Genomic DNA, 25,569 nt, shown 5'->3' with positions numbered 1-25,569 from the left:
GGAGTTCAGGGTGATGATGGAATATCAAAATAATAATGGAAACTACGACAAAAGGAATCGTAGAAAAAACCAAAAAAGAAAATTGCTTTTTTACAGGGCTGCATGTGCCATGCTCGGTCTGCTCATAGTCTCTGTAATTTTTGGAACTGTGTATTTTCTCAGAGAGAGTAAAGATCTGGATCTTCCATCCAAAGAAAATATAAAGACAGGCAAGGACTATTCATTTCTGGCCGACGACCAGAGTGAGGAGGAGTCTCCAGTTTCGGAGCCGGCCATATCCAACCGGGCGAATGCGATTGACCTGAACATCATAGCAGCAAATGCCATTGTGGTGAATAAAGACACCGATGCGTTATTGTATCAAAAAAACGGCACGGACAGAATTGCGCCGGCCAGTACAGCCAAAATGATTACGGCGTTGACTGTGCTTGAATATTGTTCTCCGGAGGATGAGATGAGAGTCGGTGCGGAGATTGAAATGATCCATAGTGATTCGTCAACAGCATGGCTTATGAAAGGCGATACTCTGACTGTCAGGCAGCTTCTGATTGCCCTGATGCTTCCGTCCGGCAATGATGCAGCTTATACCCTTGCAGTCAATACCGGAAAGACCATTGCGGGTGATAACAGCCTGTCCAATCAGCAGGCCATTCAAATATTCATGGATAAGGTAAATGAGAAGGCCAAGGCAATTGGTGTTACAGACTCGAATTTTGTGGTTCCGGATGGGTATGACGCCGAGGGACAGTATACCACGGCCTATGATCTTGCCATCATTGCAAAGGCATGTTTGGAGAATCCCATTATTTCAGAAATTGTGGCGAGCAATACGTCATATGAAAGATGGCCGAATGGCAGAGAGGTTACTTACAACAATTCCAATGAACTTCTCGATCCGAACAGTCCCTATTACCGTCCAGAGGTGATCGGTCTGAAAACCGGGACCAGCAGCCTTGGCGGTGCATGTGTCGTCTCCGCAGCAGTGATTGACGGAGAAACCTATATCTGCGTAGTCATGGGCTCTACGAAAGAAAGCAGGTTTCAGGACAGCGTTGATATTTTAGATAAAATCAAAGCCCGGTAATAGGAGAAGGAGGAAACGAATGAATAAAAAAATGGATATTACTGTTTTTGGATGTGAGCCAGACGAAATGGAGGTCTTTCAAAAGATTTCTTATGAGCTTGGTGTTACAGCCACACTCATAAAAGATTCTATATCAGAAAGCAATGCTGGATTAGCTGCTGGATGCTGCTGCGTAAGTGTAAGCCATAAAGCGGAGCTATCAGAACCGATTCTTCTTGCACTAAAAAATGCAGGGGTAAAGTATATCAGTACCCGGAGCATTGGCTTTAACCATATTGATATACAGGCAGCCGGGTTGCTGGGTATGGTTGTTGGCACAGTAGAATACTCGCCGGGAAGTGTGGCCGATTATACCGTCATGCTGATGCTTATGCTGATGCGCGGCACAAAGTCGATTCTGCGTGAAACCCAGAGGCAGAATTATTGCCTGAATGACCTGCGCGGAAAAGAACTGCGGGATATGACCGTCGGTGTGTTAGGAACTGGGCGAATCGGACAGGCAGTCATGGAACGCCTGAGGGGATTCGGCTGTAAGGTATTGGCGTATGACCGAAATCAAAAAACAGGAGCGGACTATGTTTCGTTTCATGAGCTGCTGGAAAAAAGTGACATTGTTACACTGCATATTCCGTTGGCGGAGGATACCCGTCATATGATTGGCTATGAAGAGCTGGAAATGATGAAACAGGAGGCGCTTCTGATCAATACAGGGCGGGGCGCTTTAGTGGATACCGCAGCATTGGTAGAAGCATTAAAAGGACAGAAAATCGGCGGCGCCGCCCTGGATGTTTTGGAAGGCGAAGAAGGTATCTTTTACCATGACTGCACCCAAAGAAGAATAGAGCATCCTTTCCTATCGGTCCTGCAGGGAATGCCGAATGTCATTGTTACGCCGCACACAGCCTATCACACGGAGCGGGTGTTGGTTGACACGGTTAGAAATACCATTAGAAATTGTTTGAATTTTGAAAGGAGTCTGGGAAATGTTTAAGATTAAAGTTGCAGTTCTGTTTGGGGGCTGTTCAGAGGAACATAATGTTTCGATAAAATCTGCGATGGAGATAGCCACAAACATAGATACAAAAAAATATCAGCCTTATTATATTGGAATCACAAAATCCGGCATTTGGAAGATGTGTGAAAAACCTTGTTTGGAGTGGGAACAATATGCGGGGGATCCGGTTGTTTTTTCGCCGGACAGAAATACGCATGGTCTGCTGATACAAAAAGACAAAGGGTATGAAATCCAGCCTGTGGATGTGGTATTACCGATGATTCATGGCAAGTTTGGCGAGGATGGCTCCATACAAGGCTTGCTTGAATTGTCAGGCATTCCGTATGTGGGATGCGATATTCAAAGCTCCGTAATCTGCATGGATAAGGCGCTTGCATATACCGTTGTGAAAAATGAGGGTATCGCTGTGCCTGGGTTCCGGATCCTTCAGGAGGGGGATCGCCTGGAAACGGAGGATTTCGTATATCCCGTCTTTGTAAAGCCTGCCCGTTCCGGCTCATCCTTTGGCGTAAACAAGGTATGCAGGGCAGAAGAACTGCAGGCAGCGATCGAAGATGCAAGAAAATATGACAGCAAGATTTTGATTGAAGAGGCCGTTACCGGGAGTGAGGTAGGCTGCGCCATACTGGGAAACGAAAATGATCTCATGGCTGGCGAGGTGGATCAGATTGAGCTGAGACACGGCTTTTTTAAGATTCATCAGGAAGCACAGCCGGAGAAGGGATCTGAAAATGCAGTCATCCGAGTTCCAGCCGCCTTACCGGATGAGGTAAGAGAACGGATTCAGAAAACAGCAATGAAGATTTACCGGATACTTGGCTGCCGAGGATTGGCCCGCATTGACCTGTTTTTGCGGGAGGACGGCTGCATTGTGTTGAATGAAGTGAATACCATGCCGGGTTTTACTTCCTACAGCCGCTATCCCCGCATGATGACAGCAGCCGGTTTTACGCTTACTGAAATACTGGATCGCTTGATTGAACTTTCACTTAGGAGGTAACTGCCATGAAAAAGAACTTTGCCTTTTTAGATGAAATGATTCCCGGAATCCGATGGGATGCTAAATATGCCACATGGGACAATTTCACCGGGAAACCGGTAGACGGATACATGGTAAACCGTGTTATGGGAACGAAGGAGCTGGGAGTTGCTTTGCGTAAGGCTCAGAAGATGGCGGAGAAACTGGGATATGGTTTGCTCTTATGGGACGGCTATCGCCCCCAGTGCGCAGTGGATTGTTTTCTGAATTGGGCTTCCCAACCGGAAGACAATCTGACGAAAAAGCGTTACTATCCAAATATCAAAAGGAATGAGATGGTTGCGAAGGGGTATGTGGCCTCACAATCCAGCCACAGCCGTGGAAGTACGGTTGACCTTACAATTTTTCATTTGAATAGCGGTATGCTTGTTCCTATGGGCGGAGATTTTGACTTTATGGATGAACGGTCACACCATGCCGCAAGCGGTCTGAGCGAAGAAGAATCAAAAAACCGGCAGTGCTTGCGTTATATCATGGAGAGCAGCGGATTTGAAGCCTATCGTTATGAATGGTGGCATTACGTCTTGGCGGACGAGCCATACCCGGATACATATTTTGATTTTTGCATTGCCTAGTGAGAACTTGAAGAAATGAAAATTGCAAGTTGTACAAAGGGCAGGAATAAAAATCCATAGAAACACCCTAAATAAAGGCTTTCGGCACACATTGTTGTGGCTGCAAACCTTTATTTTTATGTAGTTAGATTGTGAAGTAGCAAGGCTACTCGTTTGTGTGTGCCCCAGTGTCTGTTCTGAACTCTTAAAAATAAAAATCAAAAAGTGATAATTGGACGAATTTTTTTTGATCATTCTGCGAAAATTGACGTACCCTACTTACTTTTTTACTTTTTCTATGATACAATACTGACAGACAGTCGGTTTAATGAATAAGGGATGGTGACAAAATGCGGATTGTCAAAGAAGCGGAAGAACGCAAAAATGAAATTTTGGATGTGGCAGAGCGGTTATTTGGAACAAAAGGCTTCGATAACACCAGTACAAATGATATTTTGAATGAGATTGGAATTGCAAGGGGAACGCTGTACTATCATTTTAAGTCAAAAGAAGATATTCTGGATGCCATGATCGAGCGGATGTCGAGGCAACTCATAAAAAAGGCGGCAGACATTTTCAACCAAAAAGACATACCCGTATTGCAGCGGTTAACTATGATGATGATGGCATTAAATGTAGATGGAAATCTCGGACAGGAAGTCATGGATCAGGTTCATAAACCGCAGAATGCGCTGCTCCATCAGAAAATGCAGATTGGACTGCTGACCGGAATCAATCCCCTCATCACAAGCTTGATTGAAGAAGGAATCGCCCAGGGAATCTGCCAGACAGACTTTCCAGCGGAGGTGGCGGAAATGACGCTGTTGTATTCCAACGCCGTATTCGATGACCTGATGCAGTATAGCGAGGACGAGCGACAACAAAAGGTTACAGCCTTTATTTATAATTTGGAGCGATTATTGGGGATGGAACGGGGAAGTATGCAGGCTGCTATTCTCCCCATATTTCAAAACGACCAGCAAAAATAGCGAAAATAGAGGAACAGGATGGTTCCTTTATTTTCAATCTATATACCGACAGGCAGACGGTCTATATTTCGTGGAGGATTAAGAAAATGAAAAACAAGAAAAGCAATTTTTCAAAATTTATGCTGTTGTGGGCAGGCGAATTTATCTCGGCCATTGGCGGAGGACTGACAAGTTTTGGGCTGGGCGTTTATGTGTTCAAGCAGACAGGGAGTGCAGGAAGTATGGCGCTGGTTACACTGTTGGCTTTCCTGCCAACTCTGCTGCTCAGTGTCCCGGCTGGCGTACTGGCAGATCGTTATGACAGGCGGCTGCTTATGATGGTCGGGGATGGGTGTTCGGCATTTGGTATTTTTTATATACTGCTGTGCATGATGAATGGCGAAGCGGCTCTCTGGCAGATATGTGTCGGCGTTTTCATCAGCTCTACCTTCTCCGCTCTGCTGGAACCGTCCTATCGAGCGACTGTGACGGATCTCCTGACCAGTGAGGAATATTCCAAAGCCAGCGGCATGGTGAGTATTGCCGGAAGTGCAAGGTATTTGATCTCTCCTATCCTGGCTGGTGGGCTACTGGCGGTCAGTGACATTAAGCTGTTGCTGGTGATTGACATTTGCACTTTTTTCCCTACCGTGATTGGCGCCGCGGTGGTGCGGAAGGAGATCGCCAGAAAGAAAGCCTGGGATAAGCCTTCCTTTGGAGAAAGTCTGCGTCAGGGCTGGAGTGCAATAGCGGGCAATCGGGGTATTTCTGTTTTGATTGCGATTTCCGCAGTTATGACCTGTTTTATGGGAACCTTCCAAACTCTGGCCCAGCCCATGATCCTTGATTTTGCGGACAGCGCCACACTGGGTGTTGGGGAAACCGTCTGTGCCTGCGGGATGCTGGTATCCAGCCTGTTTTTAGGTGCGAAAGGCATTAAGCGGGGATATGTCAAAGTCTTGAGTGTGTCCCTGTTTCTGGCTGGGATCGGTATGATCGGATTTGGCGTTTGGGAGAATATCTATCTGATATGTCTGTTTGGTTTCCTGTTTTTTGCCACCCTGCCGTTTGCCAACAACTGTCTGGATTATCTGGTCAGAACCAACATCCCGGACGAACTACAGGGGCGGGCCTGGGGTGTGATCGGATTTTTATCGCAGATTGGGTATGTAGTGGCCTATGGTGCGGCGGGTGCAGCGGCTGACGGGACGGCGGCATTGTTCCGGCTCAGTGTGGGACGGGGCGCTGCCAGCGTCGTTATGGTGGCGGGCGGACTGCTCAGCCTAACGGCCCTGCTGCTGGGTTCCATGAAAAGCGTCAGGGCATTGGAAAGGAAGTTGTCATGCTAAAGAAATTGATTTGGAATGATGTCAAACAGAATAAGCTGATGTCTACCGCTACGGTTTTCTTCATGGCGATCTCCGCTGCGCTGCTGACATTGACGGTGCTTCTTAGTGGTAATCTGTTGGGAGCCATCAACACTTTGATGGACAGTGCCGGTGTCCCCGACTTCATACAGATGCACACCGGGGCAGTAGAGGAGGCGGAATTTACTCGCTTTGCTGAAAGCTGCGCAGAGGTACAGGATTGGCAAATATGCCGCTTCTTGAATCTGGATAACAGCAATGTCGCATTGGACGGTCAAAGCCTGATCGACAGCACTCAGGACAACGGGCTTTGTGTGCAGGGAGAACGATTCGACTTTCTGCTAGGCATGGATGGCGCGTGCCCACAGATTTTGCCGGGAGAGGTCTATGTCCCCATCTGCTACCGTGACCGATATGGCTTGGCGGCAGGAAGTACCATGACGATTGGCGGCCAGACGCTTACGGTTGCGGGATTTATCCGGGACGCGCAGATGAACTCCATGATGGCTTCGTCAAAACGCTTTCTGGTCAGCGCGGCAGATTATGCGCTGCTGCGCGGCCAGGGTGAGGAAGAATACCTGATTGAATTTCTGCTGCGGGACGGGGCTGATATGAATATCTTTCAGACAGCCTATACCGCCAGCAGCCTTCCTGCTAATGGTCCGACCATCACCCGACCTCTGGTTCGCATGATGAACGCACTATCCGATGGGACAATGATTTTTGTGATCTTTCTTATGAGTATCATTGTGCTGCTGATCTCCATGCTTTGTATTCATTTCATCCTGTCTTTACAGATGGAGCGGGACAGAAAAGAAGTGGGAATGCTGAAAGCTCTTGGAATCGGACGAAAAGAAATCAGACGTCTTTATTTTGCGAAATATCTTCTGTTCTCCCTCTGTGGTGCGTTTATTGGGCTGGGGACAGCGGCTATCCCTCAAAAGCCGCTTGTTAGACAACTTCAGGAGCTATACGGGACGACGGATCAAGGAACTTGGAAAACACTTGCCGCTCTTCTGGCGGCACTGCTGGCCGAGGGTATCATTCTTCTCTCTATCCGTCATTCCTTAAAAAAGACGGACAAATTATCTGCGCTCTCTGCAATGTTCCAGATGCAGAGAGGCGATAAAGGATATGGGAAGTATCTTCTGATTGGATTTGTCACAGCGGCCTGCACCTTTTTGATGCTCGTTCCGCAAAACCTTTATAACACGGTTTCCTCTCCGAAGTTTGTAACCTATATGGGAATTGGCAGCGCGGAAATCCGTATTGACGTCCGGCAGATCAAAGACATTGACAGTATGACCGCTCAGATTGCCACTGCGTTGGGGCAAGACCCACAAGTGAAAGAATATACAACCCTCCAGACCTGTTCTTATCCGGCTGCTCTGCCGGATGGCGGGACGGTCAATCTGACGGTGGAAACAGGCGACCATAGTATTTTTCCTGTCAGCTTCTCAGCCGGAATACTACCGACGGGTGAAAACGAGATCGCGCTGTCCTCTTTGAACGCGGAAGAATTGAAGCTGTCTGTCGGTGATACGCTGGACTTAAATGTAAACGGAAAAAAGTCAGGCTACACCGTCTGCGGTATTTATTCCGATATTACGAACGGCGGCAAAACGGCGAAAATTCGTAACAGACCTGATACTGCTCCCGTGATTTGGAGTGTCCTATATGCCTCTCTGGAAGAATCGACAGATAAAGAACAGTGGATGGCAAAGTATCGTGGGACGGGTGTAGATGTGACGGACGTTGAGGACTACGTTCGAGACACTTACGCACAGACACTGGTGCAGCTTCGGCTGGCATCGCGGGTGGCAGGGGGGATCGCCGTGCTGGTCACAGCCGTGGTGCTGACGCTGTTCCTGCGGCTCATTGTGGAGCGGGAGCGTTATGCAATTTCTCTGCGTAAAGCCCTGGGCTTTACCAGCGGAACAATAAAACGCATCTATTTTACAAAAGGGCTTGTGCCTGCTGTATTAGGCATCGTGGCCGGGCTTACCCTGGGCCACCTGTGTGGGGAAAGTTTGTGCGGGATGGTTTTGAAGTCTTTAGGTGCGGACAGTTTTCGTTTTGTTATAAACTGGGGGCAAGTGATGGCTGGCATACCGATTGTCATTTTAGGGGCGGCGATTTTGGCGGTTTGGGCCGGTATCTCGCAAATCGGGCAAATCAAAGCCTATGAGTGTTGCAGGGGAAAGGAGTAGCGCAAATGGACAAACTGCTTCAAGTAGAAAATTTGAATAAAGATAAGATATTGCACAAGGTTTCCTTTGAGATGAAACAGGGTGAAATGCTGGCGGTCATGGGGCCGTCCGGCTCCGGAAAATCCACGCTGCTCTACAATGTATCGGGCATGGATCAGCCAACTGGCGGAAAAGTCTGGCTGGGTGATACGGAGATCACCGGGCTTTCCGAGGAAGCAAAAGCTGATTTGCGCCTGCATCGGATGGGTTTCATTTTTCAGCAGATGAACATGATCGCCAATCTGAACATTCTGGACAATATTTTACTGCCAGTGATGCAGGCCAACAAAGGCAAGGGCGGAAAATCAAAGTCCGAGCTTATAGCGGAAGCAAAAAGGCGGATGCGGCAGCTTTCCATTTCCGAATTGGGGAGTCGTCAGATCACACAAGTTTCCGGGGGACAACTCCAACGGGCGTGTATCTGCCGGAGCATAATGAACGAGCCGGAAATCCTATTTGCCGACGAACCCACTGGCGCACTAAATAAAAGTGCGGCAGTGGAAGTGGTTGCGGAGCTGCTCAAGCTGAACCGGGAAGGTATGTCTATTCTTATGGTGACCCATGACAGTAAAGTTGCCAGCACCTGTGACAGAATCATGTATTTACTGGATGGCAGTATTCGTGGAGAACTGGCATTAGGCAAGCTGGGAAGCAGTATGGAAAAACAGCGGGAAGAAAGGGTAAACAAATGGCTGATGGATATGGGATGGTGAAATTGGTTAAAACGATTTGAGGCGAAATGTCAAAATAAAATCAGCGGAGGGAAAACATGTAATTGATTATGCAGCCCCTTGTTCTCAATGTTCGCAATGTAGCGTGGTGAGATATACATTTCGTCGCCTACCTTTTTGCGGCTCTCCTTGCGCCCTGTACGCGCTGCCTTTATCGCTGCCCCAAAAGCCTTGAAGTCGTATTTCGGTACTAGTCTTTTTGCCATAATTATTCATCTTGTTACATTTTACTGTTCACCTTTCTTTTGGGATATGTCTACACAGTTCTATTGAATAGCCAAAATAGAACACATTTACCGCTATACCGTTTTTCGGAAAGATGAAAATTGGGTGAAAGTTTCCGTAAGTCCATTGACAGCTAATTCTAATTAGCTTATAATGTAACAGGCTAATTTGAATTAGCTTAGGAGGTAATGGAATGACAACAAAACAGAAAATTTTGAATGAAGCTCTGACACTGTTTGCGGAAAAGGGATATAGTGCGGTTTATGTCGGTGAGATTGCCGACGCCGTAGGCATAAAAACACCATCACTATATAAACACTACAAGAGCAAGCAGGACATTTTTAATTCTTGTGTTGAAGTTTTTGCGGAGCGAATGGAAAATATCAGAAATAATATACAGCTACCGGGAAGCAAGGCTGCTTCATTCTCTTATGAAACGATTACCGAAGAACAGCTTATTGAGGTTGCAAACGCTCTTTTTATGTTTTATTTGCAAGATAATGTGGCAGCAAAATTTCGTAAAATGCTGATGATAGAACGATACCATAACCCGGAAATTAACCGGCTGTTTGAAGATTTATTTATTACTGGAGCAATCGACTATGAAAAAGAAATATTTTCTAAACTTATAGACGCAAAAGTTATCAAAGGGGAAAATCCTTATATTATTGCGCTGCATTTTTACACACCTATATTCTATCTGCTTCAAAAATATGATATGCGCCCTGATGAGATAGAGGAAGCCAAACATGAACTTACCTTAGTAGTGCAAGAATTTTGTAAAACATATAAAGGAGCAAGGAATGACAACGAAAAGGACAACGGGAAAGGTTAGGAATAAGCACATGATAATATATGTCACAGGAGGTATTCTGCTTGTTCTTGCAGTCTATCTAATTGTTCAAGGAATACGGTGCAGTATAGCGGTAAAAGCAAGCAAAGAACGGCTTGCTGCTTATGGGGCTCAAACAGCTATATTGAGTTATGGCAATATGAGTTATGTTGATACGGGAGAGGGTGAAACAATCCTATCTGTTCATGGAATTTTTGGCGGCTACGACCAAGCCTATGATACTTGTATAGATTTTAACTCTGATTATAGAATTATAGCCCCCTCACGATTTGGATATTTAGGTAGTGATATTTTGGGTGATGGGACACCCGCTGAACAGGCAAAGGCTTATGTTGAACTATTGGATAAGTTAGAAATTGATAAAGTATATTTGTTGGCAACGTCGGCTGGCGGAAGCGTTGCTATTCGGTTCGCGTTGGATTATCCGGAACGAACAAAAGGCTTAATTTTATATTGCTCCGCTATGCCATATATAGAAAAGCCAGAAAAGTATATGGAATATGCCGGACCGCCCGCTTTTTTATGTAATGATTATGCTATGTTTTTATTTAGTCCATTATTCAGTCCTGTTATGGGTATGAAACCGTCCACGATTTATAGTATGATTCCTTGCGGTAGTAGAAAAAATGGCGTAATACTGGACGCTTCTGTTACTAATTCCGATATGGCAAGAAATTTTGACAGCTATCCTATTGAAGATTTACAAGTTCCGACACTGATTTTTCAAGCAAAAGACGATAAGCTAATAAACTATGCCGACACGGAAAATGCAGTAAAACGCTTCCCAAACTGCACATTTCTTTCTTTTGAAAACGGTGGACACTTAATGGTTGGACATGAGAAAGAAATCAAAGAAGCAGTCTTTAACTTTACAAAAACCGAAAATTTTAAGAACGGGATTTTGAGAAAATGAAAACAAATTATCTAAAAAAATATATTATCAGTTCATATGTCCTTGTCTGGCTACTTATCATTTTTGTGGCGGGGACGGCAAGTATGGTATTTCACGCGCCGCCCGTTATCATGTGGGTTGTCCGCAACCTTATTGCGTGGTCGCCGACTTATTTGCTTCTGATTGGCTGGAAGCATTTCAGACCCGATGAAACAAGGACAGACTTTGTAAAAAGGTGCTTTTCGGGAAAAATCAGACCGCTGTTATTGATACTTTCCTTTGCCCTTGTATTTGGAATTAGTTTGCTTGCGCTCTTTATCTTTTCCCGCATAGAGGGGAAAACAATGATCTCCTATATCGACTTTGGGACAACGCCGCTTGCTCTTAGTGTCTTTCTGTCCCTTACTTCTGGGCCGACAGGCGAGGAATTGGGCTGGCGTGGGTTTATGCGGGAGGAATTTAACAAAAGGTACAGTTTCCTCAAGTCATCAATTTGTCAAGGCTTGGTTTGGTGCTTCTGGCACACGCTGTTATAGATTGTGGATTCGGAGTTTACGGATTGGAGAGCGATACCCTACATTATCTCCAACATCGTTGTAATCACTTCCATTACCGTCCTGATGAATATTTTTCTGGAACGGCACAACAATCTAATCTACTCGGTGCTGCTGCACTTTGGCTTCAATATTCTGTACGTCTTTTTAGACGCGGATATAGGTTTCTTTGTAATTTTGACAGTGCTTCATCTGATTGTCACACCGACTGCTGTGCTAATTCGTAACAGAACAAATAAATTAAAGATTGCGGAGGAAAAGGCATGGAATTGATTATGCAACCCACAACTTCAACGTGCGGACAGGCGTGTATTGCTATGATCGCAGGAAAGAGCGTTGAAGAAGTAATAAAAGACATGAAAACAGATGGCCCCACGAGTATCGGTCAACTCATTGAAATACTGGATATATACGGTGTCAGCCATGCGGAAAAGAATAAACGAATTTCAAAGAAAAATCCTGTTCCCTATCCGTATTCTATTCTGACAGTCCACACAAATGCCGGATATACGCATTGGGCGTTGTTTTATGACAGCAAATACTTTGACCCCGAATTTGGTTTAATCGAGGGTGAATACCCTCACGGGAAAATCACATCGTTTTTAGAGATATATTAAATGAGTAAAACGACAAATTAGTTTTATCGGGAAAACAACATATTATCATAGAGCCAGACGCACAGACGCAGAGCCGACAAACAAAGCGATAAATCGGGGCTTATTATGGATGTAAAACAATTTTGACAGCGTATTTTGTGTAATGTCAAAGAAGTTTGGTGGAAAAAAGGTAGATGATTAAGTATAGTTATTTCAGATGGAGGTCGTATATATGGAAATTGGTGAGAAGTTAAAAAGTTCCAGATTGAATGCGGGCATGACGCAAGAACAGATTGCAGAGAAAATAAATGTTTCGCGTCAAACGATTTCAAATTGGGAGAATGGAAAATCATTACCAGATGTAATAAGCCTAATTGAAATAAGCGACCTTTATCAAATAAGTTTAGATGACTTGCTGAAAGGAGACAAGAAAATGATGAAAAAAATTGAAAAGGACACGGATACGGTAAAGAGCAATCGGACTATGATGAACGTTGGGTGGGCTATGCTTATATGTTCATTTATATTTACAATCTGGAATAATTATAGTGGGAACAATTCGATTTTACAATTTATCAGTGCCGCTGCACCGTGGGTAATGTTGGCGGTTGGTATTGCTTGCATAGCACCATCAATTTCAGGCAAAAAGAAAGATTGATAATTTCCCGTTTATCGGGAAAAACGAAAATCATCACAGAGCCAGACGCACAGACGCAGAGCCGATGAACAAAGCGAAAAATCGGTATTTGTAAATGGAAAGAGAGATTAAACATGGCAGATATAGAAAGCAGTATTATGGCTACAAAGCAAGGATTTGAAAATAGTTTTTCTTCGGGAGATTTTTATAATAAACAGACACAAGATGAACAGCATTTGAAAAACATTCTTGACTTTTTGCCGATTAACGCTGATATGAAAATTTTAGATTTAGGCACAGGAAGCGGCTATTTGTCTTTTCCAATTGCGAAAAAATATTCAAATATATCAGTGATCGGACTGGATATTGTCGAAAAGGCATTAGAAGTCAATCGTTTTAGGGCAAAGGAAGAACAAATCCGAAACATTAGTTTTATAACCTATAATGGCATTGAGTTTCCGTTTTCTGATAGTGAGTTTGATATGGTTATTTCAAGATATGCGTTACATCATTTTCCAGATATACAGAAAAGTATTTCTGAGGTCAGTCGAGTTTTAAAGCGAGGAGGTTTCCTATTTGTTTCAGATCCGACACCCAATGCCAATGATACCAGTCGATTTGTAGATGGATATATGCAACTAAAAAAAGATGGTCATATAAAGTTTTACACAAAGGAAGAATGGTTACAGATATGCGGAAAATATGGATTGCAATTCAAGAAATCTTTTGATAGTACAATTCGGTTTCCGAAGAAAAAAGATACAGCCTATGGATTTGATAAATTATTGAAGAAACATGACAAAGAGATTGTTGAGAGCTATGAACTTGAAGTAATGGGCAATGAAATCTATATAACAGAGCAGGTCAATAATATTTTGTTTTGCAAACGATAAATCTTGCTAATGTTTGTCAACCATTTTTTGAATTTTTTTCAGATGAAAAAAGGGTAACCTTAATAAATCTACCGTATTGTAGATTTGAAAAAAGAAGTATAAAATTAAGATGATTTACTTATAAAGCTCCATCGCACGAGCATAGTAAATTCGGAGAAACTTATTAACGCCAGCCATTTTTGCAACGTTGTAAGGTTTTCCTTCCTGTTCCTTTTTGAGTATGAAAAGGTAAACAGGATCATCTTGAGGTTTTGTCAGTTTGAGAGCCTGCATGACCTCAAAACAAGCTTTTCTGAGAGCAGAACTGCCACGCTTGGATATGTGGCGGTTCCTGCTTTCAAATTGTCCTGACTGATAGGGAGGCGCATCGTTTCCAGCATAAGAGTTGAGAGCCTTTGCACTGTGGAAACGGCGGATATCTCCGATTTCAGCCAGAATAATGGGACCTAACCTATCCCCAACGCCGTTCATTGCACGTAAAATCCTGTATTCGGGTATTGTTTCTGCAATGTTTTGCATTTGAGCGATTTCTTCATCAGCAGCGTTTTGTACAGTGGCCAATAAATCAACCAACTGATTTTGAGCGGCAATTATGTAGTCATTGTCTCCACGAGTTGTTATACTGTCACAGGCTAATTCATAGATAGATAAGCTTTTTTGTGGAGCATATCTATCATGGCTCTTTTTCATAAGTGTGGCATAGGAAGACAAGAATCTTGATTTGCCCATTGCCTTAACCCGATCGAAAGAACCGTATTTCTTAATAAAAAGTAACAATGCACACTCATTGGGTTTGCGGCTTTTCAGCTTTAACAGAGACGTGATCCCTGGCATGGTTTCATCAAGGAGATTTGTCAGCTGTGTTTTTGTATAGCTTACCATTGAAATACGTTGATTGTACTGACGGGAAAGAAATTTCAGGTCTTCATATTTTTGCTCTAAGGAAGTGTAGGGAGTAAGCATATATGACTTCTCCAAAGCGTATTTTGCGATTCTCAAGGCATCCTTTTTGTCAGTTTTTGCCTTATGGATTTCAACATCTCCATATTTTTTCATTTGATATGGATTTACGAGACATACAGGAAATCCTTCCTCTTGAAGCTTTTTTAATACTGGATAATGATAATGTCCTGTGTATTCCATGAGGATAGTAAAAGATTCATCAAGGTCATTTAAATATTTTACCATTGCATCCATATCCGAAAGGGTATGATGCATAGTAAATGGTTTGGCACGTATGCTGCCATCTGAGTTAAGAACAGCAACGGTGCTTTTCGCTTTTGAAACATCAATTCCAACAGCAATCATAGTGATACCTCCTAATAAAGATTTGACTGGTTCCAACGCTTCAAGGTCCATTCATATTCGTTAGTGAAACGGGAGCAGATCAACTGTCACAACTTGCTGAATCGAATGCAGGAACATGAAGGCTGGCTAACACATTTATCTCCGGGCGTGGTATCCCAATTAGAAATTCCGTTAGCCAATCACCTTCAGTATAAAAGAAAAGTGAAGGCTGTTAAAACCCTCACTTATATATTACGAATTCTTATTTGTCGGGAAGAACGACATATCATCATAGAGCCAGACGCAGAGCCGACAGACTTATGATAAATCAAAATTTAAGGAAAATAAAATTATGCAAGAAAGGATATGAGAAAATGAAAAAAGCATTACTTATAATAGACGTACAAAATGACTACTTCCCTAATGGAAATTGCGAACTATCCAAACCAGAGGAAGCATTAAATATCATAAAAAAATTACTGGGATATTTCAGGAAACAAGATTTACCTGTTTTTTATATTCAGCACTTTTCAACAGCACAGGCAACTTTTTTTGTTCCCAATACAGATGGCGTAAAAATTCACAAAGATATTAAACCGTTAGATACAGAAACCGTTATAGTCAAACATTACCCTAACAGCTTTTATGAAACGAAGTTGCAAGATGAACTAATGAAAAAGGATATAACAGATTTAGTTGTTTGCGGAATGATGACGCATATGTGTGTTGATACGACTGTAAGGGCGGCAAAAGATTATGGATATGGAATTACGCTAATATCAGATGGTTGTGCAACAAAAGACTTGGAATGGAATGGAATGGGATTAAGTTTTCCGCAAGCACTATTCAGAATGTGTATATGGCTTCCCTAAATCAGAAATTTGCTACTGTTACTACAAGTACAGATTTTTTAAGGGAAGTATAAAATGATTGTTCCATAGTTTCCCGTTTACCGAGAAGAACAGCATATCATCATAGAGCCAGACGCACAGACGCAGAGCCGATGAAGCCACTACCAAAATATATTTGGAGGAAGATTATGAAAAAAATAATTGCAAGCGGAATGGCATTGCTGTTGTTTCTTTTGTCGGGAACAACAACGGCTTCTGCCGCAGCCGCAGAGAATATGGGAGAAACACCGTCCGGCATTGCCTACACGAAGTTAGAGGAAGAAATTGACAAGTACATAGATGTCCGAAAAGATACTACTTCATCAGTTTCCATAGCATACTTCAATGAAACAGAGAATATTGCTTCTGTCATATACGGCGATGCTAATACTGCCGAGAATATCAAAGCAGATGAAGAAACCGTTTATGAGTGGGGGTCAATTTCCAAAGTTTTGGTCTGGATAAGCGTCATGCAGCTTTATGAGCAGGGGAAAATTGACCTTGATGAAGATATCGGAAACTATTTGCCAGATGGCTTCCTATCCAATCTTTCTTATGATGAGCCTATTACTATGACACATTTGATGAATCATACGGCGGGCTTTCAAGAAACCACATGGGATGTGGAGGTACTGGATAAAAAGGACATTATCAGTTTAAGGGATGCCTTGCTTGCAACGGCACCGCCGCAGATTTACAAGGTTGGCACAACTGTTTCTTATTCAAACTGGGGAGCTGCTCTTGCGGCTTATATTGTGGAATGTGTCAGCGGAATGGACTATGCAGAATATGTGCGCCAGAATATTTTTGAGCCGCTTGGCATGAACCAGACTTCCATACTTCCCGATTGCAGTGATAATGAATGGGTGGAAAGCAGACGGGATTTGACAAATGCCTATTATAATGTGCAGGGAGAATATGAGGATTATGGAACGTGTCGGCGTTATATTCTACTTTACCCCGCAGGGGCAGCGACAGGAACAATGAGCGACCTTGTACGGTTTGCGAAAGCGTTCCTTACAGATAGTAAGGATTGTCCGTTTTTTACAAAAGCCGACACACTTGATAAGATGTTTTCTCCCACGCTCTATTATGACGGAACAGATACGCCGAGAATTTGCCACGGACTGTTTTCACAGGAATATGGTGTGCGTCTTATCGGTCACGCAGGAAATACCACAGGCTTTTCTGCAAATTTGGTGCTTGACAGGGAAAACAGGACAGGGCTTGTGGTAATGACAAATGAGGTGGGTGAAACCACTTATAATTATGGACTTGTGAGCCTTATCTTCGGAGATTGTAAGACAGAAACAGGTTTTACCTATGATGACTTGTCGGGGATTTACTGTAACAGCAGAGCAAATTATAGCAAGAGCTTTATGAAGCTATACAGTATGATTAGTGGTCTGCTGCCTGTCACAAAAGGGAAAACCGAGGGAAGCTATCAAGCGGCTATGGTAGGCAGCATTACACAGATTTCAGAGAACGCCTGCATTATGGACGACGGGAATGGATTGAAAACCTATCTGCACATAAAAAGAGATAGCAACGGAAATGTGGCTGCATTACAGCACATGACGGGCATGGACTTCCAAAAAGAGAATACGGCAGTTTTCGTTATTAAGATTATTTTTTTCTTCTTGTTTGTACTGTCCTCTTTCTGGACACTGCTTATGCTTATTGTGCATGGGATAACGCTGCATAAGCATAAGCAGATTTGGAGTAAGAAATTATATCAGTTATTGGCGGAGCTATTTGTGGTGCTTGCGTCTATAATGATTTACTGGCTTATGTTACCGCCGCTGATGGGTGGTAGTTTCACCAAAACACAGGTTGTTCTAAAGTGTGTATTGATTATTCTTTGTACGCTTATGGAAATTGTGATGTTGCTGATTGGGTGGTTTGGCGTGAAGAATACGGAAAACATTAAGAATAATATGCGGCAAAAAATTGGATTTACTGTCACAAAAGCAAGCGGAATACTTCTGATAGCAAATGTATTGTATTGGCATTTCTATCAATTCTGGGGCTGTTGATGTAGCATGATATATTTACATTACACAGAAAGTTTGGAATATTCGCTTTGCAAAAAGCTGAAAATTATAATTTAAGTGATAAATCCCAGTTTGAATAGGAGAAAAAATGATAGAAAAAGTGAATTTGAAAGAGAATGTAAATTTGATTGATGTACCATTCCGTTATAAGCGAGTAGGTACTTTGAATAATCATATGTTAAATGTATTGCAAGCGAAAAATAGAACTTTAGATTTTCATATACACGAAAATTCCGATGAAATGTTTTATTGTATTGAGGGCGAGTTTGACATTGAATTTGAGGATGGATTGACACATTTATGCGAGGGGGATTTTATAATTATTCCCAAAGGAACGAAACATCGTCCCGTTTGCAAGGAATTAGTCAAGTGCCTTTTAATTGAAGTTGAGGGAACTCTCAATAAAGAAAATACAGGCGGAACATACAACGAGTGACCGAATACAACAGTGACAACTTCCTATTTGTCGGGAAGAACAGCATTCATTTATAACGGGAGTACAGAACATGATTGTAATAATCGAAACATTTATTTTATGTATCGTCTTTTTCATGCTTTGCTATTTGGGAACAGGTACGGACGAAAAGAACTTGAAAAGCTATTCGTCTTATCCAGACGAGGTACAGATCCGCATAAAGGATATTGCGGAGTATCAAGGGCGGTTTAAGGAAAGCAATAAAGTAGCGGCATTTGTTTCAAACTTTCTGCTGTTCTTATGTCTGTTGTTTATATTTGGGCTGTTTATCCGAGAAAAGGACTTTTGGCACAATGTTCTTTCACTAAGTGTAATAGGACAGGGATTGAATTTTTTTGATTTGCTTATCATTGACCTTTTATGGTGGAGAAACACAAAACGAATCCGTTTTACGAAAATTCAAGAAAAGAAGTTGTATCAAAATCCTACAAAGCATATTGAAGCATTTGGCAGAGCATTGATTATGTATTCGTTGATTGCTCTGATTGACGGATATTTTTTGACGCTGTTTTAGAATATTACATATCATCATAGAGCCAGACGCACAGCCGAACTTGTGAGAAATGATGACAGCTTGTCGGCTCTCTTTATATGCCTTTTCCCTTGGACACCGGATCAGCTTGATTATGTGCATGATATAATGGTATTGGTAGTCACCGGGAACCCTGCGCTGGACAAATCCAATAAATCCCTATGGATCGTGCGCACAGAGACTTCAAAATACTCTGCCTGCTCCTGCGCCGTTATTTTTTCCCTCTCCAATAAAATACATAATATACCGAACATTCTGTTGCTTTTCATTCAAGGCACCTCCTCTGTCAATTTTACAGAAATAAGACACACAGCAGGGTATTGGCGGCGGCATATCTTTGCTGCCAAACTTTAAATACAGCAAATCAGTCCTGAATAAAGATGACATAGATCTAATTGTGTCCGGCATACAGGGGTTTGCAAGCATTGATGAGAGTTCAAAAATAAAGACACTGCTTGCGAAGCTGCGCCTTGGACAGGAAGATAAGCTGCTGTTGGAGAATGATATTATCATTGATTTTACATCCTGGAACCATAAGAATACGACCATTGAAAAAATCAAAATCATCCGCTCTGCAATTGCCTCCCGACGCCTGTTGGAACTGGAGTATTACAGCAACAAAGGATACTCTAAAAGAACCGTGGAACCCTACAAGCTCATCTTCAAAGAAGAATACTGGTATCTTTTCGCCTACTGCACACAAAGGCAGGATTTCCGTGTTTTTAAGCTTAACAGAATATCGAAGCTGTTGCTTTGTGAGCGGACCTATACGGAACGGACAGATTATGAAATTCCGGTATTGCAGAGCACATTCTCAAATGGCGTGGGGCAATTGGTTACAGTCAGGATGGATAAATCCTATGAGTTTCTGGCGATTGATTTCTTTGGCCAGAGCAATATCAGGGAAGAAAACAATTCTCTCTACATTTCCTTTTATACGGAATACCCGGAGTGGATCGTAAGCACTTTTGCAAGCTTGGGAGACAAAGCGGAAATTATAGAGCCAAAGACGCTGCGGGACGATATAAAGGTATTTTTAGAGCAGGCCAGAAAACAATATGAATAATGGCAAGTAAAATCAAGCGACAGCAGCCCAATTTTAAGTATATAAGGTCGGTGAAATAAGTAACGAGTGTAAAAACAAAAGGCCGGGTTTCACAAGTGAAAAAGATATGAAATATGACAGGATGTTGTCATATTTATAATTTATCATAGATTGCTGAAGGATGGAGGGTTGTAAAAGAAACGGAGGTGATACCATTGGGAAATTAGCTGTACTGGAAATATCCGAGCCGGGAGATAAAATCGGAGAAAAGCTGCTTATGCTGTTGGACGCAAGACAGCGGCAGGAGTTAGTAAACTATCTTCTTAGCAAAGAAAAGCAGAATGGCGGTTTAGCTGATAACCGGTGTATCCGCTCCGGAGCTTATGAGCTGTTGACAGAGAATGAAGGTATCTTCACAGAGATTCATATGGGGGACTTATACTTTTGCCTGGAGCAACGGTTGGTACGGGTGGACAGGCAAGTGGTCGAACTGACGGCGAAAGAATTTGATATTCTTGCCCTGCTGCACAGCTCAAGGAGCTTCATAAGGTCAGCCGAGGAGCGGGCAAGGCGTGATATCTCCAGTCCGAATACCGCACCGGCTTCGCCCAGTGACACACTCGTCACAAGCTGGGCAAAGCCCGGGCGTCTGGATCTTCCTGAGCCGGATATGCCAAGATCCCCGTCGATGATGCGGATGTGTTCTTCCGGCCATCCAAGAGATAATGCCCTTTCTCTGAGGGCATACTGCCTCTGGGTGCTTTCCTGGTTGAAGCGGACCTGAGCCATCGTTGACTGGCGGACATAAACCAGGGACTCCCTCTCCAGATGTTCCGTCCGTACTTTGGATGGGATTGATGGATTCTGTTTCATGTTCATCCTCCATTTCTACTGAAAAGAAGGAGAGGAACAGGATGGACAATGCTGATATGAGATCTTGTGCAAGTCGGGAGTCGTTACCGGTCAGATACATGAGAGTTGTTTCCATAAAAGCCTCCTCCTTTCAGGCTAAAGGTCGATCTCTCTGCGCCGGAACAGTTCCAGATTGATGCAGCTAAGCTCTGCAAGCAGCGTGGTGATTTCCTCATAATCTTTTATGCATTGGGAAACTTTATCCTGATAAGATTTCGGGACAGAATCAAGCTGGGTTTTCCCATTGTAATAAGAGGAGAGGTACAGGCTTTTGTGGCCTTCGCCAGTGGCACATCTGCAGTTGGGCTTGCCGCATTTAATGGATCTGGTGATCAGGGAGGCTCTTATGACATGGGCCGGATTGGGCATCATGTCAAGGAGTTCCTGACGGCGTGCTAAGAGAGTGTCAGTGGTTAGTGATTTGTATGGCCTTCCAAACTTATTAGTTGTATTCATGATAAGATTATACCATAAGGTGAGGAAAAAGTCTACCTTATGGTATAAAAAATCTGATTATTCATGAAGTAAACTGACGAGTTCAAGAAGTGATTTTATGGAATCGTCATTAAAGTAGGTTTCAGCAAAGGCATTCTGGCAGGTATCCATGGTCCAGGACTCGGGAACAGAGAAAATATCATCCTCGGATTGGAGGGAGTACAGCCTCTGTCTATCAACTTTCCGGATTTTGAGGATAGGAAAAGTCTGGCCGAACAGGGGATGGTAGGGATGAAGGATGGTTGCTGTTCCTAAATCCTTGCTGTGATAAAGTGCATTTTGATGTGACTGTGCCAACCGTAGAAGACAGAATTGCACAGATGGTGGCAAAGTTATACTTTGAACCAAATGTGGAACCGGTATTTTATGATGACTCCTATGGATACAGACCTATCAGATGGAGGATGGAACCGTCGTTCCAAGAACTTCCGGTACACCGCAGGGCGGGGGGATTAGTCCGGTACTTGCAAATCTATTTCTGCACTACGTATTTGATGATTTTATGGCAAAAGAGTTCCTAAGTATTCCGTGGGCAAGATATGCGGATGATGGGATTGCGCACTGCGTATCCCTGAAACAGGCAAAATATCTACAGCGTAGGCTACAGGAACGGTTTGTACGTTTTGGACTGGAATTAAATATGGAAAAGACAAGAATCGTGTATTGTAAAGATGATGACCGTAAAGGGAAACATGAACATACATCCTTTGACTTCTTGGGATATACATTCAGACCAAGGCATGCAAAGAACAAATATGGTAAGTTCTTTACCAACTTTCTGCCGGCAATGAGTGAAAAGGCCAAGAAAGCCATACGAAAGGCCGTTGGTGGATGGAAGATACAGCTTAAGCCGGATAAAGACCTGTGGGATATAGCAAATATGTTCAATAAGCAGATACAGGGATGGATCAACTATTATACACATTTCTACAAATCAGAAATATATGAGGTTCTAAGATATATCAATAGACGGCAGGTCTATTGGGTAAGAAGAAAGTACAAGAACCGAAATTCAAGGAAAAGAGCCGAATACTGGTTAGGAGAAATAGCAAAGCGAGACAGGGATCTGTTTGCACACTGGAAGTTTGGAATACTGCCATCGGCTGGATGATGGGAGCTGTATGAGCTGAGAGGTTCACGTACAGTTCTGAGAGGGACTTAGGGGGAGGTTCCCTGGGTCTACTTACTGTATGATCTTCTGCAAAAGCAGAAAGAGTGCGCAGAGAACCCTGGAAAATATCATCCCATTCATAGAAGGAACCCTTTTTCTGAAAGTAAATCGGAAGAAAACGGGAGTTTCTCATATCAGCAAAGTTAAATACCTTGGATATAGCTTTTATAAGTACAAGGGAAAATGTAGGTTTAGGGTACATCCAAAGTCTGTAGCAAAAATGAAAAATAAGATTAGAGAGCTTACGGACAGAAATAATGGCCTGAGTAATACGAAGCGAGAGGAAAAGTATCAGCAGTATGTGAGAGGCTGGGTAAACTACTTCAAACTTGCTGATATGAAAGGACTTCTTGCAGAAACAGACAAGTGGGCGAGGCGAAGAATAAGGGCGATATATTGGAAACAATGGAAAAGGGTGCGAACCCGTTATCGTATCCTTAGAAAGTTAAAACTGGAACATTGGCAGGCAATAAAACTCGCAAATAGTAGATGTGGTTACTGGAGAATGGTAGAAATGTTGAACACGGTACTCACAAAAAAATAATAGCCAAGCTAGGATACACATCCATGCTTGACCACTATCTAGTAGTCTATGAAAACTAAGGAACCGCCTAGTACCGAACGGTATGCTAGGTGGTGGTGTGCCATGCAAGGCATACGGAAGATGAGGGAAGGCCCTTCGACAGGAATTGAACAGGCAAGCCTGTCAAATCACTCTAATGCTGCTGTGATTCATGTCATGGTAGTGAGCAATTAGAGAAAAGGTTGTATAAACAATCAGATATGATACATGAAGATGAATGAGAATGAACCATTGAAGAAGTGTCGAAAGCGTAAGATTTCTGCAAAACCTACTTTTCACCACTAGGTAGGGATGAGGATGGAGGAGACCTGTAAAGCTGACCATCCGTGGAACGGCATTAAGATGGCATGAGCATGTATTAGGGTTCTGTGTGAAACATGGGAACCTGTAGGATAATGAAAATCGAAAAGATTCAAGTTACAGAAAGACGAGGTCGAAAGTAGAAATGTATTCTACAGGGGCGGAGTTACTCGTAGTAGCGTTGAAGTTGTTGTAATGACAATAGAGCAAAGGGGTAACATCATTCTGCTTGATACTGAAAACAACTAGGAGACTAGGAGGATTGGATGAGCGAGAGCAAACAATACGAAATACCAAAAAGAGCAGTCATTGAGGCATATAAAAAAGTAAAAGCGAATAAAGAAAGGCAGTGCGGGAATAGATGGGATTGATTTTGAAGCTTTTGAAAAGAAACTGAATAACAATCTTTATAAGATATGGAATCGAATGAGTTCAGGAAGTTATTTTCCATCGCCAGTAGCAGCTATAGAAAATGTATGGCAACTATAGAAAAATATAAGAATTGGAATGAGGCGGAGGATTATTGTCATGTAGAAATCTGGATTCCGGTAGAACGTAAATAAATGTCCTGGACAAAGAATCAGAGTGCCATAATTGGGGAGAAATAATCGTGGGGGTGTAGGGCTTGTAGAAATTTGGCCCATGGGAGCCTTTGAGTAAGAAGCCCCGCTTCAAAATCTGTGATTTATGTGGTGGAAGCGTGTTACAGAGTATAAAATAATTGAAATAGTCACAAGTGCAGGAGGAATTATTAAAAAAGCCTCAAGATGTAGTTTGAATGAGGTAATATTTGTCATGCACGGCTTGAGGTTTTGCACCGAAAATGTATTTATCAAATCAATCCTGTTATCTGTGAATATTAGATTAATAAAAAACGACCATTGATGCCGGGCTGTGAATACGGAATTCAATGGCCGTTTTATTTTGTGCTCATAAAAATTGACGGATATGGTCAGAAAACGATAACTGACCTATAAAGGTGCAATCCTTCATACAATAAACGCTCTAACCATAACTGCATACTGAAAAAAGATAGCCATCTGTTTCAAAGCGTGTCAATGATCACACTACTAGACCATCCAATCAATTGTCACGCCTGATTCTTGGCTTTGGACAGCCGATATTGTTTGGGCGTCATTTGATAATGCTTTTTAAAGCATTTATAAAAATGCGTCGTGTTTGTAAAATGTAATTTTTCCATGATTTCCGTAATAGATAGCGTTGATGTACACAGCATATGGGCTGCTTTTTTTATATAGAACATCTGACTATAATCAGAAAGGCAGAGACCGGTGTATTTTTTGACAATGCTGTTGATATAATTCCCGCTATAATTTAGCATCCTTTCCAGTTCAGAACGGGTGATTCTGCCATCCATATCTTCCATCAGGTGGCTGATATGAGAAAAAAGAAGAAAATTATTGTCAGCTTCCACATGGACTGGTGTAATATGAAACTGCTCGGGATTAGATAAATAGCCAAATAATTCCAGCAGCATCCCTTTGATAATATAAGTAGACCCCATTTGCGGAAACATAATCGCGCGCAAGATATTATCTGTCAGAGTATGCAGAATACGGTACCAATCTTTATTGTTGATTCCCGGAAAAAAATCGAGATATTCTTTTGTGTCCGATTTCGTAAGATTATCTGTCATAAACCGGAGGATTGGGTTGGAACCCGGGCGTTCTATTTCCGGAAAATAAACTTTCTGCTCATCTTCAGCCAGTTCTCTTACCAATTTTTCTGAAAATCCGATAAAAAGGAGCATTGCCTTAGAGTGAAAACCTTCTTTATGAACAATATTCCGGTTCATCAGACAGCAGCTTCCACTGTGGAAGACCAATTCCGTCTGTTCAATCTGTTGATGTATCTCACCATCCAGAACAATCATTAACTCATAAAAATCATGAAGATGCGGTGTTCTCGCATTGAAGCGTTTTATTTCCGTACTATTTTGAAAGGAATAAAAACTACTTTCTAAGGGGGACGTCATGAAAATGTTTGCATAATCAGTCTCTCCGGTTCCGCCGCAAGTTTCCAGTGTGAACTGCAATGGTGCTAAAATCTTAAGATAAGAGTTAATTTCACTGCTCAGGTTGTGACCCTGAATAATATTTTTTACAACATAGGATGAATTTGTACTCATATATAGTTCCCCTTCAAAT

At 42.6% G+C, this 25,569-nt stretch carries 27 protein-coding genes and 1 pseudogene; 21 read left to right on the top strand and 7 right to left on the bottom strand.

Annotated features, from left to right (window positions below; genetic code table 11):
* The first annotated feature begins 13 nt into the window (after positions 1 to 13).
* The 8 genes from vanY-D (at position 14) to LC508_RS18500 (ending at position 8,989) form a co-directional block, all read left to right on the top strand.
* Positions 14 to 1,084 carry a transpeptidase-like D-Ala-D-Ala carboxypeptidase VanY-D gene (gene vanY-D, locus LC508_RS18535; RefSeq protein ID WP_103731733.1) on the top strand — a complete coding sequence of 357 codons (1,071 nt, stop codon included), beginning with the start codon at positions 14 to 16 and terminating at the stop codon, positions 1,082 to 1,084.
* A 19-nt stretch (positions 1,085 to 1,103) separates the two neighbouring features.
* On the top strand, positions 1,104 to 2,075 hold the full coding sequence (gene vanH-D / locus LC508_RS18530; RefSeq protein WP_103731729.1) for a D-lactate dehydrogenase VanH-D: 972 nt from the start codon (positions 1,104 to 1,106) through the stop codon (positions 2,073 to 2,075).
* Positions 2,068 to 3,099 (top strand): D-alanine--(R)-lactate ligase VanD, encoded by a 1,032-nt coding sequence (gene vanD, locus LC508_RS18525; protein WP_054353492.1) that lies wholly within the window; start codon positions 2,068 to 2,070, stop codon positions 3,097 to 3,099. The genes vanH-D and vanD overlap by 8 nt, the downstream gene beginning before the upstream one ends.
* A 5-nt stretch (positions 3,100 to 3,104) precedes the next feature.
* A complete protein-coding gene (locus LC508_RS18520; RefSeq protein ID WP_028530136.1) occupies positions 3,105 to 3,713 on the top strand; it encodes a D-Ala-D-Ala dipeptidase VanX-D in 609 nt (202 codons plus the stop codon).
* A gap of 329 nt (positions 3,714 to 4,042) precedes the next feature.
* On the top strand, positions 4,043 to 4,681 hold the full coding sequence (locus LC508_RS18515; protein WP_033144148.1) for a TetR/AcrR family transcriptional regulator: 639 nt from the start codon (positions 4,043 to 4,045) through the stop codon (positions 4,679 to 4,681).
* An 86-nt stretch (positions 4,682 to 4,767) separates the two neighbouring features.
* The gene (locus LC508_RS18510) at positions 4,768 to 6,009 is read left to right on the top strand and encodes an MFS transporter (protein ID WP_103731730.1); all 1,242 of its coding nucleotides are present in this window, start codon (positions 4,768 to 4,770) and stop codon (positions 6,007 to 6,009) included.
* Entirely contained in the window at positions 6,003 to 8,237 is a 2,235-nt protein-coding gene (locus LC508_RS18505) for an ABC transporter permease (RefSeq protein ID WP_103731731.1), read from the top strand. Before LC508_RS18510 ends, LC508_RS18505 begins: the two co-directional genes overlap by 7 nt.
* Before the next feature lie 5 nt (positions 8,238 to 8,242).
* On the top strand, positions 8,243 to 8,989 hold the full coding sequence (locus LC508_RS18500; RefSeq protein WP_103731732.1) for an ABC transporter ATP-binding protein: 747 nt from the start codon (positions 8,243 to 8,245) through the stop codon (positions 8,987 to 8,989).
* Between the two features lie 38 nt (positions 8,990 to 9,027).
* Here LC508_RS18500 and LC508_RS18495 read toward each other — a convergent pair.
* Positions 9,028 to 9,213 (bottom strand): annotated as a pseudogene (locus LC508_RS18495) (helix-turn-helix domain-containing protein); the annotation flags it as partial.
* Between the two features lie 212 nt (positions 9,214 to 9,425).
* Between LC508_RS18495 and LC508_RS18490 the strand changes: the two are divergent.
* The 6 genes from LC508_RS18490 to LC508_RS18465 all read left to right on the top strand — a co-directional run bounded on the left by LC508_RS18490 (position 9,426) and on the right by LC508_RS18465 (position 13,657).
* Positions 9,426 to 10,067, top strand: a complete 642-nt coding sequence (locus LC508_RS18490) for a TetR/AcrR family transcriptional regulator (protein WP_033144152.1) — start codon at positions 9,426 to 9,428, stop codon at positions 10,065 to 10,067.
* On the top strand, positions 10,036 to 10,998 hold the full coding sequence (locus tag LC508_RS18485) for an alpha/beta fold hydrolase (protein WP_197064157.1): 963 nt from the start codon (positions 10,036 to 10,038) through the stop codon (positions 10,996 to 10,998). Before LC508_RS18490 ends, LC508_RS18485 begins: the two co-directional genes overlap by 32 nt.
* Positions 10,995 to 11,513 carry a CPBP family intramembrane glutamic endopeptidase gene (locus LC508_RS18480; RefSeq protein ID WP_199687305.1) on the top strand — a complete coding sequence of 173 codons (519 nt, stop codon included), beginning with the start codon at positions 10,995 to 10,997 and terminating at the stop codon, positions 11,511 to 11,513. The genes LC508_RS18485 and LC508_RS18480 overlap by 4 nt, the downstream gene beginning before the upstream one ends.
* Before the next feature lie 281 nt (positions 11,514 to 11,794).
* Positions 11,795 to 12,148, top strand: a complete 354-nt coding sequence (locus tag LC508_RS18475) for a cysteine peptidase family C39 domain-containing protein (protein ID WP_033144154.1) — start codon at positions 11,795 to 11,797, stop codon at positions 12,146 to 12,148.
* A 211-nt stretch (positions 12,149 to 12,359) separates the two neighbouring features.
* Complete coding sequence (locus tag LC508_RS18470; RefSeq protein WP_052099776.1) at positions 12,360 to 12,785, top strand: helix-turn-helix transcriptional regulator; 426 nt, start codon at positions 12,360 to 12,362, stop codon at positions 12,783 to 12,785.
* 113 nt (positions 12,786 to 12,898) lie between these two features.
* A complete protein-coding gene (locus LC508_RS18465) occupies positions 12,899 to 13,657 on the top strand; it encodes a class I SAM-dependent methyltransferase (protein ID WP_054353496.1) in 759 nt (252 codons plus the stop codon).
* 114 nt (positions 13,658 to 13,771) lie between these two features.
* Here the strand turns inward: LC508_RS18465 and LC508_RS18460 are convergent, their stop codons facing one another.
* Positions 13,772 to 14,965, bottom strand: coding sequence for an IS110 family RNA-guided transposase (locus LC508_RS18460; RefSeq protein WP_103733239.1), 1,194 nt, complete (start codon positions 14,963 to 14,965; stop codon positions 13,772 to 13,774).
* A 353-nt stretch (positions 14,966 to 15,318) separates the two neighbouring features.
* Between LC508_RS18460 and LC508_RS18455 the strand changes: the two genes are divergently transcribed.
* From LC508_RS18455 to LC508_RS18440, 4 genes are all read left to right on the top strand, one after another.
* The gene (locus LC508_RS18455) at positions 15,319 to 15,816 is read left to right on the top strand and encodes a cysteine hydrolase family protein (protein ID WP_225305223.1); all 498 of its coding nucleotides are present in this window, start codon (positions 15,319 to 15,321) and stop codon (positions 15,814 to 15,816) included.
* 167 nt (positions 15,817 to 15,983) lie between these two features.
* On the top strand, positions 15,984 to 17,870 hold the full coding sequence (locus LC508_RS18450; protein WP_158587316.1) for a serine hydrolase domain-containing protein: 1,887 nt from the start codon (positions 15,984 to 15,986) through the stop codon (positions 17,868 to 17,870).
* A 106-nt stretch (positions 17,871 to 17,976) separates the two neighbouring features.
* Positions 17,977 to 18,324 carry a cupin domain-containing protein gene (locus LC508_RS18445; protein WP_176834941.1) on the top strand — a complete coding sequence of 116 codons (348 nt, stop codon included), beginning with the start codon at positions 17,977 to 17,979 and terminating at the stop codon, positions 18,322 to 18,324.
* Positions 18,325 to 18,394: 70 nt separating this feature from the next.
* Positions 18,395 to 18,877 (top strand): hypothetical protein, encoded by a 483-nt coding sequence (locus LC508_RS18440; protein WP_054353500.1) that lies wholly within the window; start codon positions 18,395 to 18,397, stop codon positions 18,875 to 18,877.
* A gap of 110 nt (positions 18,878 to 18,987) precedes the next feature.
* On the opposite strand, the gene LC508_RS18435 is transcribed toward LC508_RS18440, so the two are convergent.
* On the bottom strand, positions 18,988 to 19,164 hold the full coding sequence (locus tag LC508_RS18435) for a helix-turn-helix transcriptional regulator (RefSeq protein ID WP_330425220.1): 177 nt from the start codon (positions 19,162 to 19,164) through the stop codon (positions 18,988 to 18,990).
* A 68-nt stretch (positions 19,165 to 19,232) separates the two neighbouring features.
* On the opposite strand from LC508_RS18435, the gene LC508_RS18430 reads away from it, so the two are divergent.
* Positions 19,233 to 19,961 (top strand): helix-turn-helix transcriptional regulator, encoded by a 729-nt coding sequence (locus LC508_RS18430; RefSeq protein ID WP_225305222.1) that lies wholly within the window; start codon positions 19,233 to 19,235, stop codon positions 19,959 to 19,961.
* 402 nt (positions 19,962 to 20,363) lie between these two features.
* Here LC508_RS18430 and LC508_RS18425 read toward each other — a convergent pair whose 3' ends face one another.
* The 3 genes from LC508_RS18425 to LC508_RS28770 form a co-directional block, all read right to left on the bottom strand.
* Complete coding sequence (locus tag LC508_RS18425) at positions 20,364 to 20,813, bottom strand: recombinase family protein (RefSeq protein WP_225305221.1); 450 nt, start codon at positions 20,811 to 20,813, stop codon at positions 20,364 to 20,366.
* A gap of 135 nt (positions 20,814 to 20,948) precedes the next feature.
* The gene (locus LC508_RS18420; RefSeq protein WP_054353501.1) at positions 20,949 to 21,308 is read right to left on the bottom strand and encodes a DUF6788 family protein; all 360 of its coding nucleotides are present in this window, start codon (positions 21,306 to 21,308) and stop codon (positions 20,949 to 20,951) included.
* Positions 21,309 to 21,365: 57 nt separating this feature from the next.
* Positions 21,366 to 21,665, bottom strand: a complete 300-nt coding sequence (locus LC508_RS28770) for a DUF5372 family protein (protein WP_225305400.1) — start codon at positions 21,663 to 21,665, stop codon at positions 21,366 to 21,368.
* A gap of 79 nt (positions 21,666 to 21,744) precedes the next feature.
* On the opposite strand from LC508_RS28770, the gene LC508_RS18410 reads away from it, so the two are divergent.
* A complete protein-coding gene (locus tag LC508_RS18410) occupies positions 21,745 to 22,458 on the top strand; it encodes a reverse transcriptase domain-containing protein (protein ID WP_225305219.1) in 714 nt (237 codons plus the stop codon).
* 79 nt (positions 22,459 to 22,537) lie between these two features.
* On the top strand, positions 22,538 to 23,062 hold the full coding sequence (locus LC508_RS18405; protein WP_330659961.1) for a group II intron maturase-specific domain-containing protein: 525 nt from the start codon (positions 22,538 to 22,540) through the stop codon (positions 23,060 to 23,062).
* Positions 23,063 to 24,491: 1,429 nt separating this feature from the next.
* Here LC508_RS18405 and LC508_RS18395 read toward each other — a convergent pair.
* Positions 24,492 to 25,550 carry a helix-turn-helix domain-containing protein gene (locus LC508_RS18395; RefSeq protein WP_033142201.1) on the bottom strand — a complete coding sequence of 353 codons (1,059 nt, stop codon included), beginning with the start codon at positions 25,548 to 25,550 and terminating at the stop codon, positions 24,492 to 24,494.
* Between the last annotated feature and the right edge of the window lie 19 nt (positions 25,551 to 25,569).

Source organism: Blautia parvula, assembly GCF_020215665.1.
In the GTDB taxonomy this organism is placed as follows: domain Bacteria; phylum Bacillota; class Clostridia; order Lachnospirales; family Lachnospiraceae; genus Blautia; species Blautia celeris.
This window is presented reverse-complemented; position numbering and strand designations above follow the sequence as displayed.

What these genes read in the sequence shown, in the direction of transcription:
- vanY-D (WP_103731733.1), top strand. Translation starts at nt 14, where the DNA reads ATGATGGAATATCAAAATAATAATGGAAACTACGACAAAAGGAATCGT.
- vanH-D (WP_103731729.1), top strand. Translation starts at nt 1,104, where the DNA reads ATGAATAAAAAAATGGATATTACTGTTTTTGGATGTGAGCCAGACGAA.
- vanD (WP_054353492.1), top strand. Translation starts at nt 2,068, where the DNA reads ATGTTTAAGATTAAAGTTGCAGTTCTGTTTGGGGGCTGTTCAGAGGAA.
- LC508_RS18520 (WP_028530136.1), top strand. Translation starts at nt 3,105, where the DNA reads ATGAAAAAGAACTTTGCCTTTTTAGATGAAATGATTCCCGGAATCCGA.
- LC508_RS18515 (WP_033144148.1), top strand. Translation starts at nt 4,043, where the DNA reads ATGCGGATTGTCAAAGAAGCGGAAGAACGCAAAAATGAAATTTTGGAT.
- LC508_RS18510 (WP_103731730.1), top strand. Translation starts at nt 4,768, where the DNA reads ATGAAAAACAAGAAAAGCAATTTTTCAAAATTTATGCTGTTGTGGGCA.
- LC508_RS18505 (WP_103731731.1), top strand. Translation starts at nt 6,003, where the DNA reads ATGCTAAAGAAATTGATTTGGAATGATGTCAAACAGAATAAGCTGATG.
- LC508_RS18500 (WP_103731732.1), top strand. Translation starts at nt 8,243, where the DNA reads ATGGACAAACTGCTTCAAGTAGAAAATTTGAATAAAGATAAGATATTG.
- LC508_RS18490 (WP_033144152.1), top strand. Translation starts at nt 9,426, where the DNA reads ATGACAACAAAACAGAAAATTTTGAATGAAGCTCTGACACTGTTTGCG.
- LC508_RS18485 (WP_197064157.1), top strand. Translation starts at nt 10,036, where the DNA reads ATGACAACGAAAAGGACAACGGGAAAGGTTAGGAATAAGCACATGATA.
- LC508_RS18480 (WP_199687305.1), top strand. Translation starts at nt 10,995, where the DNA reads ATGAAAACAAATTATCTAAAAAAATATATTATCAGTTCATATGTCCTT.
- LC508_RS18475 (WP_033144154.1), top strand. Translation starts at nt 11,795, where the DNA reads ATGGAATTGATTATGCAACCCACAACTTCAACGTGCGGACAGGCGTGT.
- LC508_RS18470 (WP_052099776.1), top strand. Translation starts at nt 12,360, where the DNA reads ATGGAAATTGGTGAGAAGTTAAAAAGTTCCAGATTGAATGCGGGCATG.
- LC508_RS18465 (WP_054353496.1), top strand. Translation starts at nt 12,899, where the DNA reads ATGGCAGATATAGAAAGCAGTATTATGGCTACAAAGCAAGGATTTGAA.
- LC508_RS18460 (WP_103733239.1), bottom strand. Translation starts at nt 14,965, where the DNA reads ATGATTGCTGTTGGAATTGATGTTTCAAAAGCGAAAAGCACCGTTGCT.
- LC508_RS18455 (WP_225305223.1), top strand. Translation starts at nt 15,319, where the DNA reads ATGAAAAAAGCATTACTTATAATAGACGTACAAAATGACTACTTCCCT.
- LC508_RS18450 (WP_158587316.1), top strand. Translation starts at nt 15,984, where the DNA reads ATGAAAAAAATAATTGCAAGCGGAATGGCATTGCTGTTGTTTCTTTTG.
- LC508_RS18445 (WP_176834941.1), top strand. Translation starts at nt 17,977, where the DNA reads ATGATAGAAAAAGTGAATTTGAAAGAGAATGTAAATTTGATTGATGTA.
- LC508_RS18440 (WP_054353500.1), top strand. Translation starts at nt 18,395, where the DNA reads ATGATTGTAATAATCGAAACATTTATTTTATGTATCGTCTTTTTCATG.
- LC508_RS18435 (WP_330425220.1), bottom strand. Translation starts at nt 19,164, where the DNA reads ATGAAAAGCAACAGAATGTTCGGTATATTATGTATTTTATTGGAGAGG.
- LC508_RS18425 (WP_225305221.1), bottom strand. Translation starts at nt 20,813, where the DNA reads ATGAAACAGAATCCATCAATCCCATCCAAAGTACGGACGGAACATCTG.
- LC508_RS18420 (WP_054353501.1), bottom strand. Translation starts at nt 21,308, where the DNA reads ATGAATACAACTAATAAGTTTGGAAGGCCATACAAATCACTAACCACT.
- LC508_RS18410 (WP_225305219.1), top strand. Translation starts at nt 21,745, where the DNA reads ATGGAGGATGGAACCGTCGTTCCAAGAACTTCCGGTACACCGCAGGGC.
- LC508_RS18405 (WP_330659961.1), top strand. Translation starts at nt 22,538, where the DNA reads ATGATCTTCTGCAAAAGCAGAAAGAGTGCGCAGAGAACCCTGGAAAAT.
- LC508_RS18395 (WP_033142201.1), bottom strand. Translation starts at nt 25,550, where the DNA reads ATGAGTACAAATTCATCCTATGTTGTAAAAAATATTATTCAGGGTCAC.